This is a genomic window from Shouchella lonarensis (genome assembly GCF_900096965.1).
In the GTDB taxonomy this organism is placed as follows: Bacteria; Bacillota; Bacilli; order Bacillales; family Bacillaceae_D; genus Shouchella; species Shouchella lonarensis.
Window position 1 is genome coordinate 99,938 of sequence record NZ_FMYM01000005.1, and the last position, 20,213, is coordinate 120,150.

The window sequence follows — 20,213 nt, forward strand, 5'->3', positions numbered from 1 at the left end:
TTAAAAGAGTGTTAATCGCAACAGATGGTTCTGGAGCAAGCAGTACAAATGGTGTTTTCTTATCGCGCGCATGTGCAAATGGATTTGGTGTATTGCATTGATGGTGAAACATCGAAAGCAGATATGTTGCGTCACGGTGATGCAACGACAGCTGATGTCAAACGAAAAGAAATGTTTGCTGAGAGCTTATCGTACTTGGCAGCGCAGCAAATGTCTTCCCAAAGTATATTTTTACACGGTGCATCTGCAAAAACAATTTTAAATTATGTGAAGGAACATCCGTACGACTGTGTTGTTGTTGGGAGCAGGGGACGAAATGAGTGGCAGATGCTCGTGCTTGGTAGTGTCAGTCATAAGCTCGCAAAGTATGTAGAAGTACCATTGCTAATCGTGAAATAAGAAGGGGATCACCGCATGTCGGTGATTCCTTTTTTAGAAGGAAGAAAATAGTGGAGTGGCGAATATGATTTTAGATGGTTGTTCTATATCTGCAGTTGGACTTAGGTGATCGTTGACTGTCGTCTGAATGATGACATATTTGGTTAAAGGCCGTGCCGTTTATATAACGAGAGAATATAGTAATCGTGTAGGTGCTCTTTTTAAAATCAATATGGAGGAGGAGAACGTGATGTCTGTTGGTGAATCTTTTGAGATCATTCAAGATTTTATTCCTGTTGGAAGAAGTAATCGACCGGGATATGCGATGAATCCACGCTATATTACAGTTCATGAGACGGGGAATACAACTGTAGGTGCGAATGCAGAAAGGCACGCTGCATATGTGAAAGCAACGGGCCGTCTCGTTTCATGGCATTTCACGGTTGATCAAGGGCGCACAATTTATCAGCACTTGCCGTTAAATGAGACGGGTTATCATGCAGGTGATGGAAATGGACAGGGGAATCGAAACAGTATTGGAATTGAATTATGTGTCAATCGTGACGGGAATTTCTCACAAACACGCGTCAATGCAGCGAAGTTGATCGCACATTTGATGGAAACGCATAATATTCCGCTGGCAAACGTAAGAACGCATCACAGTTGGTCGAAGAAACAGTGTCCAGCAAATCTATTAAATGATTGGCCTCGTTTCTTGCAACAAATTTCTGAGGCAGACGAGCTTGATTTTGAACAACCTCATGTACCAGATCGACCTGAGGTACCTGATCAGGACGATCCGCCTGATGGTCAACGTCGTGTTTTACGTCTACAAACACCGTATATGCGAGGAGAAGATGTGCGCGAATTACAGTCAGCGCTTGTGCGAAACAATTTTTATCCGGATCGTCATGGACCAAATGGTGGTGTAGACGGCGTTTTTGGTCCAAAAACTGAGAATGCAGTTCGGCGTTATCAAATCATGAATGGATTAAAGGTTGATGGGGTGGCTGGAGCAGAAACATTTGCTTCACTTGGATTGAGTGATGCTGTCGGTGATGATCAACCGGACGGAGGAGGGAGTGAAACGCCTCGCGTATTACGTTTACAAACACCGTATATGCGAGGAGAAGATGTGCGCGAATTACAGTCAGCGCTTGTGCGAAATAATTTTTATCCGGATCGTCATGGGCCAAATGGTGGTGTAGACGGTGTTTTTGGTCCAAAGACTGAGGATGCAGTTCGGCGTTACCAAATGATGAATGGGCTGAAAGTAGACGGAATTGCAGGACCAGCAACACTTGCCTCACTGAATTTAACTAGTGCCAATGACCGTAAAGAAGATGAGGTACGACAGCCTCGTCGCGTGTTACGCTTGCAAACACCATACATGCGCGGAGAAGACGTCCGCGAATTACAGTCAGCGCTAGTAAAAAGTCACTTTTACCCAGATAGAAGTGCAGCTAGCTACGGGATAGACGGCATTTATGGTCCGAAAACATCGGGTGCGGTTCGACGTTATCAAATAATGCATGGCTTGAAAGTTGATGGGATTGCGGGTCCCGAGACGTTTAAATCGCTTCGTTTGTAACGCGCTACGATACCTAATATCATTACGAATGTGTTAATATTATGAAAACAAAATGGGTTTTTGTCCTGCGCTTCTAATAGATGATGGTTGTCATGAAAAGAAAACGACAGCGGCGACACTGTCGTTTTTGTACATATTACTTTCGTTTCCGTAATATAGCAAACAAGAGCAATGCTCCAATGAAGATAAGCGCGCCAATAACAGAAGTGGTCAGAATGGTATTTGATGATGTTTCTTGTTTTTCGGTTTCAGGCTTGTTCTCTGTTTGTTGTTTTTCACTTTCTTTTTTGGCGGCTTCTTCAGCTGCGGCTTCATTTTCCACCGCGTCATTCGCTGCGACCTCGAAAGAAAATTCACCCTCAATTGCATGAGTATCATCACCGACATTTTTCCAAGTAACATGGTAGTTCCCTGATGGAAGTGGTTTTTCAAGTGTTGCAGTCATGGAACTGCCTTCTGTTACAACAGAATTAACTGGCATCGTTTCATCTGTTTTTTCGTCTGTCACTGTGACATCTCCTGTGCCGATTGCGCCATCAAATGTAATCGTAATTTCAGTTATAGTTTCTTCAAGGACATCACCATCTGCTGGGGTGGAAGATTTGTAATGAGAATGGGCAAGCATGGTGTTCGGCAATGTTACAGCTGAACTCATAAAAATTAGCAATAGTAAAGTAAAAAAACGTTTCATGTTTTTAGCTCCTTTATTTTTATTCACGATGTAAATATAACAGAAAAATGTGTGCGCGTGGTGAAATATCGATTTGTTTATGATTTGTTCACATATTTCTTTTATGATGTTCTCCAATTTGATAAGATAACCAATATTTGCAGGATTTGAACGGTCGAAAAGTGCACAAAATAACGTTTAAAGGAGAAAAAGGAGTGCACAGGATGATGAGGAAGAAGCAAGTAGCAATTTGGAGTATAGTATGTAGCTGTATTGTTGTTTATATGTATCGAATGTTCTCGCATGTTCGATTCCAAAAACCTGTTCAGCATCTGTTTTCCAGCAAACCAACCACAACACAGCCATTATCTGATGCATCTCATATGGGGAAATGGTTGCAACTATTGTTACAATAGCTGAAAGTGGTGGTTCGTGATATGATTAAAAGGAGTGAATAACGTGTTTTAGTAAGTAAGGGGAAGGAGGGGACGACGATGGAAATGATCGATCGTGTCATTCGTTGGGGAGTGAGTATACCATGGCTCCAGTTGCTCATGGCACTCGGGATTTTTTTGTTGTTTTTATTGTTTCGGAAAATATTTACGCGTTATGTGTTCAAAGTTATCTTAGCTTTTTCTCAAAAGACGCATGTGTCGTTATTTACACAGTTATTGCTTTCGTACAAGAAGCCAATGCGACTTTTTTTTGTTATTATTGGTGTAGATGTTGCCTTGCGGTCTATGCATATCGTGGTTACAGGTCATCCGATTTATAAGGCTAGCTTGATCATTTTGTTAGGCTGGGGTCTCTATGAGTATGTGTCTACCCACGGTACGTTTATGGCATTCGCGCAACGAAAATTTAATGTTGCTAAAGAGCATATGATCATCCCATTTGTGTCAAATGTGTTGCGTTTTGCTGTGATCGCTCTCACCGTTGTTGCCGTATTAGCCAGTTTTGGTGTGGATATTAATGGGTTTGTGGCTGGTCTTGGTTTAGGTGGACTTGCGTTTGCTTTAGCTGCCCAAGAGACAGTTGCAAATTTCTTTGGTGGCATTGTCATTATTACCGAGAAGCCATTTAAAAAAGGTGATTGGATCAAAACCGCGTCAGTCGAAGGCGTTGTGGAAGATATTACGTTCCGCAGCACGCGGGTGCGAACATTTGCGGATACGCTTGTGACGGTACCAAATAAAACATTATCGAATGAAGCCATTACAAATTACTCGGAGATGGGGATGCGCCGGGTGGATATGACGATTGGTGTTGGGCAAGATGCAACGCGTGCTGCGTTAGAACAGTCAGTTAAGGCGATTCGTCAAGTGATTTTGACGCATCCAGGGGTTGTATCTGACACAGTCATGGTCCATTTTGATGCATTCGGTGAATCTAGTTACAATATTTTTGTTTATTATTTTACAAAAACCGTTGCGTGGACGGAGTGGCTCACTATAAAAGAAGAGATTAATTTTGCTGTGCTCGATATTTTAACGGAAGAAGGCGTGTCCGTATTGCGTCCGATTGCCCTCCACCAAAAAGAACATACAGAAGAGCGGGATTCAGCTCGTTAAAAAAACGTCGATTGCAATTTAGCGCGTAACCTTTTAAGATGGATAATGAAAGTCTAAGGAGAAACTAGAGGGGGATATATAGATGATGAATGCAAATGAAATTATTTCATTTATATCGAAAGCGGAGAAAAAGACACCGGTAAAGGTACATATGAAAGGGAAGCTTGCAGGCATTGATTTTGGCTCGGATGTACAAGCTTTCTTGGAAGCAAAGACAGGTGTCGTTTTTGGTGAATGGCAGCATGTACAAGCGGTACTTGAAAAATACGCCGACCAAATTGAAGACTATGTGGTTGAAAATGATCGTCGCCATTCGGCGATCCCATTGCTTGACTTAAAAGGCATTGAAGCACGAATTGAGCCAGGCGCCATTATTCGCGACCAAGTCGAAATTGGGAAAGGCGCGGTCATCATGATGGGCGCTACTGTTAATATCGGTTCGGTTATTGGTGAAGGCACGATGATTGACATGAATGCGGTACTCGGTGGTCGGGCGACAGTCGGGAAAAATTGCCATATTGGAGCCGGTGCTGTCTTAGCAGGTGTGATTGAGCCACCTTCTGCGGATCCGGTTCGAATTGAAGATGGTGTAGTTGTTGGCGCCAATGCGGTCATTTTAGAAGGTGTCAAAGTCGGTGAAGGCGCAGTCGTTGCCGCTGGTGCAATCGTGACAGAAGATGTACCTCCGCGTACAGTTGTTGCGGGAATGCCAGCGCGCGTGTTGAAAGAAATTGATGAGAAGACAAAAGGGAAAACCGAGATCCGTCAAGAATTACGGCGCTTGAATGAGGACGAGTAGTATGAAAGATACTGGGCTAGCATTTACTCATTGCTAGCCCTTTGGTGTTGCAAAGGAGGGGATCGTTTGGACTGGAATAAACTGAGGCGCGCTTTTCACCGTATTCCAGAGCTTGGTTTTTGTGAAGTGAAAACGCAGCAACTCATCCTTGACACGATTGCTAACATGCGACAGACTCGATTGACCGTGCAGACATGGAAAACGGGAGTCATTGTCCGTGTTCGCGGAAAGTCAGCGTATACGGTCGCTTATCGTGCGGATATGGACGGTTTGCCGCTATCTGAGGAGACAGGCTACGAATTTGCTTCGATCCATAAAGGGACGATGCACGCATGTGGACATGATTTCCATATGACGATCGCGCTTGGGATCTTAGCGCACTTTAGTGAAGTAGAACCACCGTGTCAGCTCGTTTTTATTTTTCAACCAGCAGAAGAAGGGCCCGGTGGCGCAAAACCGATGCTCGAAGAAGGTGTGCTAAAAGACTGCTGGCCAGATGAAATGTATGCGCTGCATATTGATCCAACATTGCCAGTCGGGACGGTGTCGACGAAACCGGGTTTGCTTTTTGCGCACACGTCTGAGCTATTTATCGACTTTCATGGACAAGGCGGGCACGCGGCTTACCCGCATAAAGCAAATGACATGGTCGTCGCTGCTGCTCATTTTGTGACGCAATTACAAACAATTGTCGCGCGAAACATTGACCCACTCTCTAGCGCTGTTGTTACGATTGGCGTCATTCAAGGTGGAACGAAGCAAAATGTCATTGCCGAGACCGCGCGGATCGAGGGGACGATCCGCACACTATCAGAAGAGGCAATGGAGACGGTGAAGTCTCGGATTGTTGCACTAACAAAAGGGATAGAAGCGGCTTTTGAATGCAAAATGATGATTGATTATGGGGCCAATTATTGCGGCGTGCACAATGATGCAACACTCGTGAGTGATTTTCGCTCCTTTACCGAATCGGCAGCGCAGATGACGTATCACGAGGCAACCGAAGCAATGACGGGTGAAGATTTTGGCTACTTTTTAAATGAAATACCAGGTTTGATGTTTTGGCTCGGCGTCGATAGCCCGTACGGTTTACATGATGTGCGACTTGCGCCAAAAGAAGAGGCGATTGAGGTGGCGATTCGGCATATGACGGGGTTCTTGGAATTGAGAGGGAAGTGAGCAGGGGGCTGTTAGAGCAGCTCCTTGAAATTTCTGTTTTCAGTATTAACTAGATGAGAAAATTTCATTAATTACTGTTGACACGGTCGTTTATATTAATTTATCATGATGATGAAGACGTGGTGTGTTGTTTATATTTTGGTTTCGGATCATATGGTAGCGCTTTCAATATTAAGCATCCCAATGCTTGGGAGGAGCATATGTTTTGTAAATTGGAGATGAATCAAAAAGTACGAATTCATGCGGATATTTTACTGGAATCATATCCAGGTCAAACCTATGCTTACTATATTGAGATCATTGACGACGATGACGAGTCTTAATATTGCGGTGTGTGAATGAAACTGCGAAATCTATTTCCCCTTTCATCCGCCGCTCATTATGTTATAATAAACCTATCAACAACTAGGGGAGCCCATCTTACTTGGGCTGAGATGGAAACGATTTGGTTTCTAAACCCTTTGGACCTGATCTGGATCATACCAGCGTGGGGAAGTTTACATCATGTCTACATCATCTATAAGCTCGTGCTTATCTAGCTTGTGATGTGATAAATAGACGTGTCTTCTTACATGAGTCGGGGTCCGTTTCTAGGATTGCGGCTTTTTATTGATGTTTTTTACCTCGTGGTGGTACTAGGTCTCGTCCTTTTATTTTTAGTCTAAAAGAGGAGATGTGTTGTATGAAACAAACACCAGCTGTAACGAATGACATGTTGTCAATTATGAAAAATTTTTCTGGGAGCAAGAAAGTGTATGTGGAAGGGTCTCGACCGGATATCCAAGTGCCAATGCGTGAAATTGAATTGAGTCCAACGACAGGGTCATTTGGCGATGAAGAAAATGATCCTGTTCGTGTGTATGACACAAGTGGCCCGTATACTGACCCGGATTATGATGTGGATGTCGAGAAGGGCTTACCGGCATTAAGGCGTTCGTGGATTTTGGAACGTGAAGATGTGGAGGAGTATGAAGGACGAGGAGTCAAACCAGAAGATAATGGCTTCGGTGCACAAAAACCTGTAGAGCCCGCGGCATTTGCTGGATTGAAGCGGAAGCCACTAAGAGCGAAGAAAGGAAAGAATGTCACACAGCTCCATTATGCGCGACGAGGGATCGTTACACCGGAAATGGAGTTCATTGCGATTCGCGAAAATATGGATCCTGCTTTTGTGCGCGATGAGGTTGCAGCAGGACGAGCAATTATCCCGTCCAATATTAACCATCCTGAATCAGAACCGATGATTATTGGCCGCAATTTTCATGTGAAAATTAATGCCAATATCGGTAACTCGGCGGTCACGTCGTCGATTGCTGAAGAAGTAGAAAAGATGACGTGGGCAACGCGTTGGGGTGCCGACACGATGATGGATTTGTCAACGGGGAAGAATATCCACACGACACGAGAATGGATCATTCGTAACTCAGCGGTACCGGTTGGCACAGTGCCAATTTATCAAGCGTTAGAGAAAGTAAATGGCGTTGCCGAAGACTTAACATGGGAAGTGTATCGGGACACGTTAATTGAGCAAGCGGAGCAAGGGGTCGATTATTTCACGATTCATGCAGGCGTATTGTTGCGTTATGTGCCGCTCACAGCGAAGCGATTAACAGGCATTGTGTCGCGCGGGGGTTCAATTATGGCGCAATGGTGCTTGTATCATCACAAAGAGAGCTTCTTATACACGCATTTCGAAGAGATTTGCGAGATTATGAAACAGTACGACATCGCCTTTTCGTTAGGGGACGGGTTGCGTCCAGGTTCGATTGCCGATGCGAACGACGAGGCGCAGTTTGCCGAGCTCGAGACGTTAGGAGAATTAACAAAGATTGCGTGGGAACACGATGTACAAGTGATGATTGAAGGACCGGGGCATGTGCCGATGCACTTAATCAAGGAAAATATGGACAAGCAGCTAGAAATTTGCCAAGAAGCGCCGTTTTATACGCTCGGACCGCTTACGACTGATATTGCACCGGGGTACGATCATATTACATCAGCGATTGGTGCGGCAATGATTGGCTGGTATGGTACGGCGATGCTTTGTTATGTGACACCGAAGGAGCATTTGGGTTTGCCGAATAAAGATGATGTGCGCGAAGGCGTCATTACGTATAAAATTGCGGCACATGCGGCGGATTTAGCGAAAGGACATCCCGGTGCAGCAAAGAGGGATCATGCGTTATCAAAAGCGCGGTTTGAATTCCGCTGGCGTGATCAATTTCGTTTGTCGCTTGATCCAGAGCGCGCAGAGTCGTTTCATGATGAAACATTGCCAGCAGAAGGGGCAAAAACGGCGCATTTTTGCTCGATGTGTGGACCGAAATTCTGTAGTATGCGTATCTCGCAAGATATTCGTAACTACGCGCGTGAGCATAAGTTGGACACGAAAGAAGCCATTGCACAAGGAATGGCGGAAAAGGCAGAGCAATTTAAACAGGCAGGTGGAAAAGTTTATATTAAGGAGTAGGAAAATAAAAACTGTCGGGGCAATAGAAGTGCGACAAAAAAAGACATGAATAGTAACGGGATGAAAGAAGCCGGAATATGAGTGGACTCAAGGAAAGCATATATATGCTTTCCTTGAGTCTGATTCCTCACAACTAAATTCTGCAGATAGAAGTATGCATATGTCTAGCGATTCTCATTTGGTTTTTGATATAATGAAAGGTGTAGGCAATGAAATATTAGAATTAGTTTAAACTAATTCTAATATAATATTGACTATAAATTAGAAACCTTATATAATGAGGGTGTACCATCATTGAAGGGAGAAATTTGACGATGACAGAAAAGCGTATGGTTGCAAAGCAAGCACCTCGATTTGAAATGGAGGCTGTTCTGCCAAATAAAGAGTTTGGTAAAGTAAGCCTCGAAGAAAATATGAAAAACGATAAGTGGACAGTGCTCTACTTTTATCCGATGGATTTCACGTTTGTATGTCCAACAGAAATTACGTCATTAAGTGACCGTTACGATGAGTTTGAGGATCTTGATGCGGAAGTGATCGGTGTTTCTACAGACACAGTTCATACGCATAAGGCTTGGATCAACACACCGCGTGATGCCAATGGTCTTGGTGAGTTGAAGTACCCACTGGCAGCGGACACAAATCATGCAGTTTCGCGCGAGTACGGTGTCCTCATTGAAGAACAAGGAATTGCTCTTCGCGGTCTGTTCATTATTAGTCCTGAAGGTGAATTAATGTATGCTGTTGTGAATCATAACAACATTGGCCGTGACGTAGATGAAACGTTACGAGTGCTTCAAGCATTGCAAACAGGCGGTTTATGCCCGGCAAACTGGAAGCCTGGACAAGCAACGCTATAAATTGTATGTTTAAAGAGGGCTAACGTGAAATGTCGTTAGTCCTCTCACTTTCATTTGATAAGGGGGAAAAGACATGCCGTTAAAATTACGGTCACCGATGCCAGAACTAACAGGTGCAACGACTTGGTTAAATGGAGAAGTGAAGAGGGAAGACCTTGTCGGTAATAAACCAACATTGATTCACTTTTGGTCCATTAGTTGCGGATTGTGTAAAGAAGCAATGCCCGATGTCAATAATTTTCGCGATGAGTACAGTGACAAATTGCATGTTGTTGCAGTGCACATGCCTCGGTCTGAAAAAGATTTGGATCTTGATGAAGTGAAGCGTGTGGCTGCCGAACATGATATTACGCAGCCTATTTTTGTGGATAATGACCATAAATTGACCGATGCATTGGAGAATGAGTACGTTCCTGCATATTATGTTTTTGACCGCGAAGGGCAACTACGTCATTTTCAAGCAGGCGGTGGAGGCATGAAGATGCTGACAAAACGTGTCAATCGTGTTTTAGGTGTGAAAGAAGACAAGTAAATACTTGGAATGTACGTAAATCCTTTTGTCCTCTTTGCGGTTGGAGGAAATGATGAGACGACCATTTGTTGTCATTGGGTTGGGTAGGTTTGGTGGAAGTGTAACACAAGAATTAATAAGGCAAGGAGCGGAAGTTTTAGCGATTGACCGAGATGATGCTAAAATTGAAGCATTTCGTGAGCATGTTACGTCTTCAGTTGTAGCTGATGCAACGGATGAGAAAGTACTGAAGGAATTAGGTGTTCACGAGTATACGCATGTGATTGTTGCGATTGGTAATGATATCGAAGCGAGTATTTTGACAACGTTGTTACTGAGCGAGTTGGGTGTTCCTGATATTTCTGTTAAAGCACAAAATGACTATCATGCAAGAGTGCTAACGAAAATAGGAGCTGACCGCGTTTTACATCCAGAGCGTGACATGGGTACACGTCTTGCTCATAATTTAATGTCAAAGAACATCATTGATTATGCTGAACTCTCAGGACAGCTTAGTGTCATGGAAATGACAGTCGATGAACACAAATGCGGAGGCACAATTGGCGCATTGGAACTACGGAGAAAGTACCATTGCGCCGTTGTAGCTGTGTGTCGTAATGGGACATTTTTTTCTTCACCACCGATGACAGAAGTTATCAAAAAAGGTGACATCCTGGTTGTCCTCGGTCTAACAAAAGATGTCTATCAGTTAGAACAAGCAATGGCACATAAAAAAGAAGGCTAACTATCGCCTTCTTTTTTATGTGTTTATACTTCCATAATGATAGGTAAAATCATTGGTTTTCGTTTGGTCCGTTCGTACAAGAAAGGACCAAGTAGGTCAGATATCTCTTGTTTAATCTCAGCCCATTGAGAAGTTCTTTGCTTCATGACCTGTTGTAAATGTTTCGCGAGTAATTTTTGCGCTTCATGAATCAGATCACCTGATTCACGCATGTATACAAAGCCGCGAGAAATAATGTCTGGTCCAGACATTATTTTAAATGCTTTCATGTTCAGGTTGACAACGACAATGACAAGACCTTCTTCAGACAAGATGCGGCGATCACGTAAGACAATATTGCCGATATCGCCAACACCGCTGCCATCAACATAAACAGAACCAGAAGGAATCTTACTAGAGACACTGGCTTCTTCTGGATGTACCGCTAATACATCGCCATTATCCATTACAAAGCAGTTTTCTTCTTTGACGTCACAGTCTACGGCTAATTTGACGTGGTTTTTGAGCATACGGTATTCACCGTGAATCGGCATGAAGTACTGTGGGTTCATGAGTCGAATCATTAACTTTTGCTCTTCCTGCCCCCCATGTCCCGATGTGTGAATATTGTTAAGCGAGCCGTGAATGACATTGGCTCCAAGGCGGTAGAGTTGGTTAATGGTCTTTCCGACACTCAGTGTGTTACCAGGTATAGGAGATGAAGAGAAAATCACTGTGTCGCCAGGAATGATTTGGATTTGTCTGTGTGTCCCAGAGGCGATGCGTGATAATGCAGCCATGGCTCTCCTTGGCTGCCTGTGCAAAGAATGGTGACTTCGTTTTCAGGTACCCGTTTTAAATGTCCAGGTTCAATGAATATACTTGGTGGTGCTTGGATGTAGCCTAGTTCTTGACCAATCGAAAGCGCTTTTTCCATGCTGCGACCGAACACGCATATTTTTCTGCCGTGCTTCTTAGAGGATTCCACAACTTGTTGCAGGCGATGAATGTTTGATGAAAATGTAGCAAAAATGATTCGACCGTCCACTTTTCCAAAGATTGTATCGATGCTTTCCCCGACTTTGCGCTCCGACATTGTGAAGTCAGGGATTTCACTATTTGTGCTGTCAGAGAGTAGGCAGAGTACACCTTCTTCACCTATTTTTGCCATCTTTGTTAAGTCAGCGGGTTCGCCTACTGGGGTAAAGTCAAACTTAAAATCACCTGTATGAACGATATTTCCAGGTGGGGTCTTTACAACAATTCCGTAAGAATCAGGAATACTGTGAGTTGTCCGGAAAAAAGAGACAGATGTTTTTGTAAATTTGATGACATCATCTTCGCTGACTTCATGCAACGTTGTTTGACGTAATAATTTATGCTCTTCTAGTTTACCGCGCAATAGACCGAGCGCTAGTTTACCGCCATATACATCAATATTTAATTGACGTAATAAGTAAGGAATACCACCAATATGATCTTCATGACCATGTGTAATGAATAGTCCTTTAATTTTCTCTTGGTTTTCTTGCAAATAAGTATAGTCTGGAATAACATAGTCAATTCCGAGCAACTCATCTTCTGGGAACATAATGCCCGCATCAATTAAAATGATTTCGTCTTGGAACTGGATGCCATACGTGTTTTTCCCAATCTCACCGAGCCCACCAAGGGCAAAAATAGCCGTTTGATTATTTTTCACATGTTTCACGTTACACACTCACAATCTCATACTTTGCATGTTCCTGTTCATATGCTAAGTATGCATCAGAAAGTTTGATGATCGATTCAATGTTATACCCTTTCGGACCGAGTGCTTGTCTTACAGCAGTTTCACTTCCTGCTTCTATGTATAACGCACGTGTCTTCTCCCGAACGGGTGCTTGAATGGTATCCGGTTGATAATGAACTTTAAAGATCATGCACATTCTCTCCTTTTTAAATCATTCTTTCCTACATTATAGCGGAAAGCATATATTTTTGATACATTGTTTACTGAAAAATTAGCGGAGGACTGATACCTGAACGGTGTCAGCCCTGCGTTTTTACAAGCGTGTTGCCATTATACGCGTAAGTATAACGATTTTGGTAACAATTGCTCAAATCCTTTTAAGAGACGTCGGCGCCATTTTCTTAGCATGAATGTGACCCTCCTTTTTCATCGTTCGTTATCACGTAGTGTGTGTAGTAAACGATGAAAAAAACGAGGATAATACTGGGTAAAACATTAAAGCGCATGACCCGGAAGAGGTTTTTTATGAGGGTCCGTTAAGTCCTCAATTCGATCGTAAAACATAATGCCGTCTAAATGATCCAGCTCATGTTGAAAGACAATCGAAATAAACCCACGCAGGCGTAGCGTGATTTCTTCTCCTTCATGAGTCGTGCCTTTTACTGTGATACGGGCATATCGGGGGACACGTCCTTCAATTTCACGGTCAACGGATAAACAACCTTCTCCTGTTTCAAGTTCTGTTGTTTCAACCGAATGCCGTATCACTTTTGGATTGGCGAGGCCAAAACTGTGTAATTTCCCATTCTCATCCGTCGCATGAACGGCAAATAATCGTTTTGAAATCCCGATTTGTGGTGCAGCTAAGCCGACACCTGGACGCAAGTGATATTGTTTTGCTATGTCTGGATCTTGACTGTTTTTTAGAAACGTTAACATGGATAGAAGGGTTTGTGTATCTTCTGCATTGAGCGGTAGCTCGACTGGACTGGCAACTTTTCTTAAAACAGGGTCTCCTTCACGGACGATGTGTTCCATTGTCAGCATATGTAATCACCTCTTATCTTCTCTTCCATTAGTTTAAGCATATTCATTCTTTTCTGCAAGGGAAAAGGGAGGCTAAAAAAATGCCTCCCTTTATACGAGCTTATTGGCATTTGCAGTCAGAGGATGCCGCAGGGCTGGCTGCGCCTTTTTTATCTCCGAACTGTGAAGCACCGACAATGATAAGCAGGATGAAGAGCACGACGATTAAAGCAAATCCTTTGCCACCGCCGCTGCCGTATCCAGACCCGGCACAAGGATCACAGTACTGATCATATCCATATCCGTACATAACAATTCCTCCTTCTTTTTCTGACCGCTAAAAAATATGCGATTCAATACATACCATATGCAAGTGCCCGGATGGTGTGTGGTCTTTCGCCTATTTTTAAAATAAAAATCCTTTGGGACAAGAGAAATGATTTAAAATGGGTTGCTTGCGAAATGTTCCGTTGTTCGATATCGTAGAAGGGGAATGAATAAGTACTTAAAGGAGATGTCGCATGGCAAAGAGTCGATGGTTTATGTTGGGATTTTGTTTTCTTATACTCTTTCTTAGCGGATGTGGAACGACAAAGGAGAAAGTCCAACGGTATTTAGATGATGCTGCCCGTGAAGAACAAGTTTTTCAAGAACAGCAACAATTGTTAAAAGAAGCGGAGGAGGCAGAGACGAAACTGTATGAACAATTGTTGGCGTTAGAACAACAACAATACGATCAATCGGTTTTTTTGGCGGATCAAGCCGTTCAATCTGTCCAAAAACGCCGTGAGCTAGTTGAAAAAGAAAAAGAAAGTGTAGAAAAAGGTTATGAGGTATTTGAACAAGCAGTGCCGCTGTTTAAGGAATTAAATGAGGAACAACTTGTTGTACAGGCAAAAAAAGTACGTGAAGCAATGGAAAAACGATATGACTTATATATGTCATTGCATGAGACATATGGATCATTTTTAGATTTAACGGAGAAATTATATCATTTGCTTCAAGAAGAAGAGGTATCTCTGGAAATGTTTCAGGTGCAGGTTGAGAAGGTAGCAGGGGCATACGAAGAATTGAGTCAGTTGACTGACCGTTTTAATGAGCAGACGGATACATACAATGAAGAGAAGAAAAATTTGTACAAAATCATGCAGTAGCAGAAAGGTCTTCTGTATTAGTCTGGGATTTTGTTATTGTATAACAGTGATTGGTTAATACATTTGTTTTATTACAGAAAAATTAATTGAAACAAAAGGATTGACGCTAACCTTCCTCATCATGTAGACTTACAAGGAAAGGTGGGTTGTATCATTTTTCGGATGAAGCAAATGGAACAGCAGAGAGGAACGAAAGTAAGCTGTTTTATGTTTTATATTTTGTGTATTCCGGAATGCTAAAATACGGCACGCTTGGACATGCTAAGGAAGATGACAACAAATATCGGCCTGTGTCACTTATTATTGAGGGAAGTGTTTTACGAACTTTGTTGTATTTTTAGAAAGGATTGGTGGATAAATTGAGTATGAAAACAATCGAGCAAGTCGAAGAGCATTTTGAAACCTTCCAGATTTTAAACGAGGAAGGTACTGTCGTGAATGAATCAGCAATGCCTGATTTAAGCGATGAGCAACTACAAGAAATCATGCGCCGGATGGTATACACGCGTATTTGGGATCAACGGGCGATTTCTTTAAATCGTCAAGGACGGCTCGGTTTTTATGCGCCAACTGCAGGTCAAGAAGCCTCTATGCTCGGTTCACAGTTTGCATTAGATAAAGAAGATTGGATTTTGCCTGGTTATCGCGATATTCCACAAGTTGTTTTCCACGGACTCCCGTTGTATCAAGCGTTTCTTTGGTCACGTGGTCATTTCGCTGGAAGTCAGTTCCCAGAAGGCTTAAATATTGCTGTACCTCAAATCATTATTGGGGCGCAAATTGTTCAAGCAGCAGGTGTAGCACTTGGACTGAAGCGAAAAAAGAAAGATAATATTGCGATCACTTATACAGGAGACGGTGGTGCGTCACAAGGTGATTTCTATGAAGGGATGAACTTTGCTGGTGCGTACAATGCGCCTGCCATTTTTGTTGTGCAAAATAACCGGTTTGCCATTTCCGTGCCTGTTGAAAAGCAATCAGCGGCAAAAACGATTGCCCAAAAAGCAGTCGCAGCAGGAATTGAAGGCATTCAAGTGGACGGCATGGATGTGCTTGCTGTTTATAAAGCGACATCAGATGCGCGTGCGCGTGCGTTAGCTGGTGAGGGTCCAACGTTAATCGAGATGCTCACATACCGTTACGGGGCGCATACGATGGCCGGTGATGATCCGACACGTTATCGTACACAACAAGAAGATGATGAATGGGCGAAAAAAGATCCATTGATTCGTTTCCGTAAGTTCCTTGAAGGAAAAGGACTGTGGAGTGAAGAGCGTGAGAATGAGGTCGTTGAAACGGCAAAAGAAGAAATTAAGCAAGCGATTAAAGAGGCGGATAAGACGCCAAAACAAAAGGTGACCGATTTGCTTGGCTTTATGTTTGAAAAGCCGCCGGTAAACATTCGCGAGCAATTAGAAGAGTATACGGCAAAGGAGTCGAAGTAACCGATGGGTAATTGGACAATGGCACAAGCGATTACAGATGCAATGCGTAATGAGCTTAAAAATAATGAAGACGTGCTTGTTTTCGGGGAAGACGTCGGGCAAAACGGCGGGGTATTCCGGGTAACGGAAAACTTGCAAAAAGAATTTGGGGAAGATCGCGTGTTTGATACGCCACTTGCAGAGTCAGGTATCGGTGGTTTAGCGATTGGTCTTGCATTGACGCAGCACCGTCCAGTGATGGAGATCCAGTTTTTTGGTTTTGTGTTTGAAGTGTTTGATTCAATTGCAGGACAAATGTCGCGTTGGCGCTTTCGTTCAGGAAATAAACAAACAATGCCCGTGACGATCCGTTCGCCTTTTGGTGGGGGTGTAAAAACACCAGAAATGCATGCTGATTCATTAGAGGGACTCATGGCACAAACACCAGGTTTGAAAGTCGTCATTCCGTCTAATCCATATGACGCAAAAGGACTACTCATTTCCGCAATCCGTGACAATGATCCAGTTGTTTTCCTTGAGCATATGAAATTATATCGTTCTTTCCGCCAAGAAGTACCAGAGGAAGAATACACGATTGAACTTGGAAAAGCGGATATTAAGCGCGAAGGAAAAGATGTAACAATCGTTGCCTATGGGGCGATGGTACAAGCATCGTTAAAAGCTGCTGAGCAACTAGCAGAAGAGGGAATCGACGCAGAGGTCATTGATTTAATGACGATTAGCCCATTTGATGTGGAAACTGTTGTGAAATCGGTGGAGAAAACGAACCGAGCGATTGTTGTCCAAGAAGCTCAAAAACAAGCAGGTATTGCTGCCAATGTTGTGGCTGAAATTACGGAGCGAGCAATTTTGTCGCTAGAAGCACCGGTATTACGTATTGCTTCTCCAGATACAGTGTATCCATTTGCAGCGGTTGAAGACGACTGGTTGCCAAACCCGGGTATTATCGTTGACAAAGTGAAAGAGGTTGTAAATTTCTAAGTGAGATTCTTTTAGGAGAATCGCTCAGCTTACCCATCCCGATCTTTATTGGGGTGGGTGCAGTATCTAGTCTGGAAAGGTAAGTGAGTTAGCGTTATAATAAAGGAGGCGTCTTAGCTTTGGCATATGAATATAAATTGCCTGAAGTGGGTGAGGGTATCCACGAAGGTGAAATTGTAAAGTGGTTTGTAAAAGCAGGCGATGAAGTAAAAGAGGACGACATTTTACTTGAAGTACAAAATGATAAATCGGTTGTCGAGTTGCCATCCCCTGTTGATGGAAAAGTGCTTGAAGTAAAAGTTCCTGAGGGGACAGTGAGTTATGTTGGTGACGTCATTTTAACGATTGATGATGGCACAGGTGAAGCGGTAGCAGAAGAGACTACGCCTGCGGCAGAGTCAGCGCCGGTAGAAACAAAAGAAACACCTGCGTCTGCACCAACAGAAGCACCTGCTAGTGAGGACGGTGGACGGGCGATTGCGATGCCGTCTGTGCGTAAATATGCCCGTGAAAAAGGTGTGGCATTGTCGGCAGTGACAGGGTCTGGTAAAAACGGTCGCGTGCTAAAAGCAGACGTTGATGCGTACTTGTCTGGCGACCAAGAAAGTACACCAGTTGCATCAGAACAACCGGTCGAAACACAAACCGAACAGCCAGAATCAGGCACCAAAGCTACGATTCCTGCGGGTGAAGGTGCATTACAAGAGGAACGCGTACCGCTGAAAGGGATTCGTAAAGCGATTGCGAAAGCGATGGTCAAATCGAAGCAAACGGCACCTCATGTGACGCACCTAGATGAAGTCGATGTGACGGCGCTTGTTGCTCATCGTAAGCAATATAAACAAATTGGAGCGGACCAAGGGACAAAGCTTACTTACTTACCTTATGTAGTAAAAGCTTTAACATCGGCCATTCGTAAATACCCAGCTTTAAATGCGTCAATTGATGATGAAGCAGGGGAAATTGTTTATAAAAAGTACTTTAACATCGGGATTGCTGCGGATACAGACCAAGGACTTGTTGTGCCGGTCGTCAAAGAAGCAGACCGGAAGTCGATCTTTACACTAGCCGATGACATCAATGCTTTAGCAACAAAAGCACGCGATGGAAAGCTCACTAGTGCAGATATGAGTGGCGGGTCAGCAACGATTTCCAATCTTGGTTCTGCCAGCGGACAATGGTTTACACCAGTCATCAACCATCCAGAAGTGATGATTCTTGGGATTGGCCGGATTGAGGAGAAGCCAGTTGTGCGCGATGGCGAGATTGTTGTTGGCACAATGATGGCCCTTTCACTCAGCTATGATCACCGTCTAATTGATGGTGTGACTGCACAAAATGCGCTCAATCATATTAAGCGTTTGCTAAATGACCCACAATTACTGTTGATGGAGGGGTAAGAAAATGGTTGTTGGAGATTTCGCTCAAGAAGTAGACACGCTCGTCATTGGTGCGGGCCCAGGTGGTTATGTCGCTGCCATTCGTGCAGCACAACTTGGACAAAAAGTAACACTTGTAGAAAAAGGAAATGTCGGTGGCGTATGTTTAAATGTCGGGTGTATCCCGTCAAAAGCATTGATTCAAGCTGGTCACCGTGCTCACCTTGCTAAATCATCAGCGGATATGGGGATTGAGACGTCTGATGTAAAGATTAACTTTGAAAAAGTACAAACTTGGAAAGATTCGATTGTACAGAAGCTTACTGGCGGCGTTAGCGCATTGCTTAAAGGAAACAAAGTTGAAGTTATCCAAGGAGAAGCGTATTTCTCGGGAGAAGACTCCGTAAAAATTATGGATGAGAAAAACTCAAGCACATACAAATTTAAACATTGTATCATTGCGACGGGTTCAACACCGATTGAAATCCCGACGTTTAAGTACAAAGGACGCGTCATTGATTCTACAGGCGCACTTGCACTAAAGGAAATCCCGAAGAAAATGATCGTCATTGGTGGCGGTTATATCGGGATTGAACTGACAGGTGTTTATGCAAATTTAGGTACAGAAGTCGTTGTGTTAGAAGGCTCAAAACAAATTTTGCCAGGTTTTGAGAAACAAATGGCGAAACTTGTCGAGAAGAAACTTAAGAAAAATGGTGTTTCTTTCCATACTGAAGCGATGGCGAAAGGTGTGGAACAGACCGACGAGGGTGTGAAAGTGACCGTCGATGTGAAAGGTGAAACGAAAGAAATTGAGGCTGATTATGTGCTTGTCACGGTCGGTCGTAAACCTAACACAGAAGAGATTGGTCTTGAAGGCATTGGGGTTGAGATGGACGAGCGTGGACTCGTTAAAGTTGATAAGCAATGCCGAACGAGCGTCAAAAATATCTTTGCGATCGGTGACATCGTGGCAGGTCCTGCACTGGCCCATAAAGCTTCTTATGAAGCAAAAGTTGCGGCAGAAGCAATTAGTGGTGAGCCATCTGAAGTCGACTATTTAGCAATCCCAGCTGTCTGCTTCTCGGAGCCAGAAATTGCGACAGTTGGTTACACTGAGAAAGAAGCGAAAGAAGCTGGCTATGATGTGAAAGCAGCGAAGTTTCCATTCGCCGCCAACGGCCGTGCCCTCTCTTTAAATGATGCAGAAGGCTTTATGAAGCTTGTGACACGCAAGTCAGATGGACTCATTGTTGGTGCGCAAATCGTTGGCCCAAGTGCATCTGACATGATTGCTGAATTAGGTCTTGCCATTGAAGCAGGGATGACAGCAGAAGATGTTGCGCTAACCATTCATGCGCATCCATCACTTGGAGAAATTACGATGGAAGCGGCCGAAGTAGCAATGGGTACGCCGATTCATACGATGTAAAAATATCAAGGATCCTCTTTTGCCTGTTGGCAGAAGAGGTTTTTTGCGTTTTCTTGTTTTAAAAGAAGGGAGGAATGCGACCTATCTTGACGAATGTATACATCAGTGTTCACAGTCTGCATAAAAAGTAGGAAGAGCAACCATGTTAAAACAGGGAGAGCGACGGCTATGCGCGATGTGAATACATAGATGTATGTTTATATGTGTCAAATGATATATAAATGTCGAAAAAAATCGAAAGAAACATCTTGTAAATAGCGAAAAATTCTTGACAAGTTTACAACTGTGCATGATATAATAAGAAAAATCGT

At 43.4% G+C, this 20,213-nt stretch carries 20 protein-coding genes, 2 pseudogenes and 1 riboswitch; of the genes and pseudogenes, 17 read left to right on the forward strand and 5 right to left on the reverse strand.

The genetic code is table 11. The annotated features are described in order from the left end of the window. Positions 1–24 precede the first annotated feature (24 nt). The 3 genes and pseudogenes from BLT29_RS06445 (at position 25) to BLT29_RS13655 (ending at position 1,969) form a co-directional block, all read left to right on the forward strand. Positions 25–399, forward strand: a complete 375-nt coding sequence (locus BLT29_RS06445; protein WP_090775496.1) for a universal stress protein — start codon at positions 25–27, stop codon at positions 397–399. Positions 400–628: 229 nt separating this feature from the next. Continuing rightward, positions 629–1,402 (forward strand): annotated as a pseudogene (locus tag BLT29_RS13650) (peptidoglycan recognition protein family protein); the annotation flags it as partial. Then, a complete protein-coding gene (locus BLT29_RS13655; protein ID WP_437182629.1) occupies positions 1,385–1,969 on the forward strand; it encodes a peptidoglycan-binding domain-containing protein in 585 nt (194 codons plus the stop codon). The pseudogene BLT29_RS13650 and the gene BLT29_RS13655, both read left to right, overlap by 18 nt. Before the next feature lie 136 nt (positions 1,970–2,105). Here BLT29_RS13655 and BLT29_RS06455 read toward each other — a convergent pair whose 3' ends face one another. Then, positions 2,106–2,660, reverse strand: coding sequence for a copper resistance protein CopC (locus BLT29_RS06455; protein ID WP_090775498.1), 555 nt, complete (start codon positions 2,658–2,660; stop codon positions 2,106–2,108). Between the two features lie 203 nt (positions 2,661–2,863). On the opposite strand from BLT29_RS06455, the gene BLT29_RS06460 reads away from it, so the two are divergent. The 9 genes from BLT29_RS06460 to BLT29_RS06495 all read left to right on the forward strand — a co-directional run bounded on the left by BLT29_RS06460 (position 2,864) and on the right by BLT29_RS06495 (position 10,774). Continuing rightward, positions 2,864–3,055, forward strand: a complete 192-nt coding sequence (locus tag BLT29_RS06460) for a hypothetical protein (protein WP_090775499.1) — start codon at positions 2,864–2,866, stop codon at positions 3,053–3,055. Between the two features lie 78 nt (positions 3,056–3,133). Next, on the forward strand, positions 3,134–4,210 hold the full coding sequence (locus tag BLT29_RS06465) for a mechanosensitive ion channel family protein (RefSeq protein ID WP_090775500.1): 1,077 nt from the start codon (positions 3,134–3,136) through the stop codon (positions 4,208–4,210). A gap of 82 nt (positions 4,211–4,292) precedes the next feature. Then, a complete protein-coding gene (dapD, locus tag BLT29_RS06470) occupies positions 4,293–5,009 on the forward strand; it encodes a 2,3,4,5-tetrahydropyridine-2,6-dicarboxylate N-acetyltransferase (RefSeq protein ID WP_245701127.1) in 717 nt (238 codons plus the stop codon). Between the two features lie 66 nt (positions 5,010–5,075). Further along, on the forward strand, positions 5,076–6,188 hold the full coding sequence (locus BLT29_RS06475) for an N-acetyldiaminopimelate deacetylase (protein WP_090775501.1): 1,113 nt from the start codon (positions 5,076–5,078) through the stop codon (positions 6,186–6,188). A 200-nt stretch (positions 6,189–6,388) separates the two neighbouring features. Then, positions 6,389–6,511, forward strand: coding sequence for a DUF3221 domain-containing protein (locus BLT29_RS13100; protein ID WP_141769863.1), 123 nt, complete (start codon positions 6,389–6,391; stop codon positions 6,509–6,511). Positions 6,512–6,585: 74 nt separating this feature from the next. After that, a riboswitch (TPP riboswitch) is annotated at positions 6,586–6,699 on the forward strand. A gap of 171 nt (positions 6,700–6,870) precedes the next feature. Next, positions 6,871–8,658 (forward strand): phosphomethylpyrimidine synthase ThiC, encoded by a 1,788-nt coding sequence (gene thiC / locus BLT29_RS06480; RefSeq protein ID WP_090775502.1) that lies wholly within the window; start codon positions 6,871–6,873, stop codon positions 8,656–8,658. A gap of 314 nt (positions 8,659–8,972) precedes the next feature. After that, entirely contained in the window at positions 8,973–9,518 is a 546-nt protein-coding gene (locus BLT29_RS06485; protein WP_090775503.1) for a peroxiredoxin, read from the forward strand. Between the two features lie 73 nt (positions 9,519–9,591). Then, entirely contained in the window at positions 9,592–10,050 is a 459-nt protein-coding gene (locus BLT29_RS06490) for a TlpA disulfide reductase family protein (RefSeq protein WP_090775504.1), read from the forward strand. A 52-nt stretch (positions 10,051–10,102) separates the two neighbouring features. Next, complete coding sequence (locus BLT29_RS06495; RefSeq protein WP_090775505.1) at positions 10,103–10,774, forward strand: potassium channel family protein; 672 nt, start codon at positions 10,103–10,105, stop codon at positions 10,772–10,774. Positions 10,775–10,797: 23 nt separating this feature from the next. Here BLT29_RS06495 and rnjA read toward each other — a convergent pair. The 4 genes and pseudogenes from rnjA to BLT29_RS06515 form a co-directional block, all read right to left on the reverse strand. Continuing rightward, positions 10,798–12,464: pseudogene (gene rnjA / locus BLT29_RS06500) on the reverse strand (ribonuclease J1). A 1-nt stretch (position 12,465) separates the two neighbouring features. After that, positions 12,466–12,675 (reverse strand): DNA-dependent RNA polymerase subunit epsilon, encoded by a 210-nt coding sequence (locus tag BLT29_RS06505; RefSeq protein WP_090775506.1) that lies wholly within the window; start codon positions 12,673–12,675, stop codon positions 12,466–12,468. A 305-nt stretch (positions 12,676–12,980) separates the two neighbouring features. Beyond that, the gene (def, locus tag BLT29_RS06510; protein WP_090775507.1) at positions 12,981–13,532 is read right to left on the reverse strand and encodes a peptide deformylase; all 552 of its coding nucleotides are present in this window, start codon (positions 13,530–13,532) and stop codon (positions 12,981–12,983) included. A gap of 100 nt (positions 13,533–13,632) precedes the next feature. Beyond that, entirely contained in the window at positions 13,633–13,821 is a 189-nt protein-coding gene (locus tag BLT29_RS06515) for a YjcZ family sporulation protein (protein WP_090775508.1), read from the reverse strand. Positions 13,822–14,032: 211 nt separating this feature from the next. Here BLT29_RS06515 and BLT29_RS06520 point away from each other — a divergent pair, with 211 nt between their 5' ends. From BLT29_RS06520 to lpdA, 5 genes are all read left to right on the forward strand, one after another. Next, positions 14,033–14,665: a YkyA family protein gene (locus tag BLT29_RS06520; RefSeq protein ID WP_090775509.1), complete on the forward strand. Its 633-nt coding sequence runs from the start codon at positions 14,033–14,035 to the stop codon at positions 14,663–14,665. 365 nt (positions 14,666–15,030) lie between these two features. Beyond that, entirely contained in the window at positions 15,031–16,110 is a 1,080-nt protein-coding gene (pdhA, locus tag BLT29_RS06530; RefSeq protein WP_090775511.1) for a pyruvate dehydrogenase (acetyl-transferring) E1 component subunit alpha, read from the forward strand. 3 nt (positions 16,111–16,113) lie between these two features. Next, entirely contained in the window at positions 16,114–17,091 is a 978-nt protein-coding gene (locus tag BLT29_RS06535) for an alpha-ketoacid dehydrogenase subunit beta (RefSeq protein WP_090775512.1), read from the forward strand. 119 nt (positions 17,092–17,210) lie between these two features. Beyond that, positions 17,211–18,491 carry a dihydrolipoamide acetyltransferase family protein gene (locus BLT29_RS06540; RefSeq protein ID WP_090775513.1) on the forward strand — a complete coding sequence of 427 codons (1,281 nt, stop codon included), beginning with the start codon at positions 17,211–17,213 and terminating at the stop codon, positions 18,489–18,491. Positions 18,492–18,495: 4 nt separating this feature from the next. Beyond that, a complete protein-coding gene (gene lpdA, locus BLT29_RS06545) occupies positions 18,496–19,902 on the forward strand; it encodes a dihydrolipoyl dehydrogenase (protein ID WP_090775514.1) in 1,407 nt (468 codons plus the stop codon). Positions 19,903–20,213 lie beyond the last annotated feature (311 nt).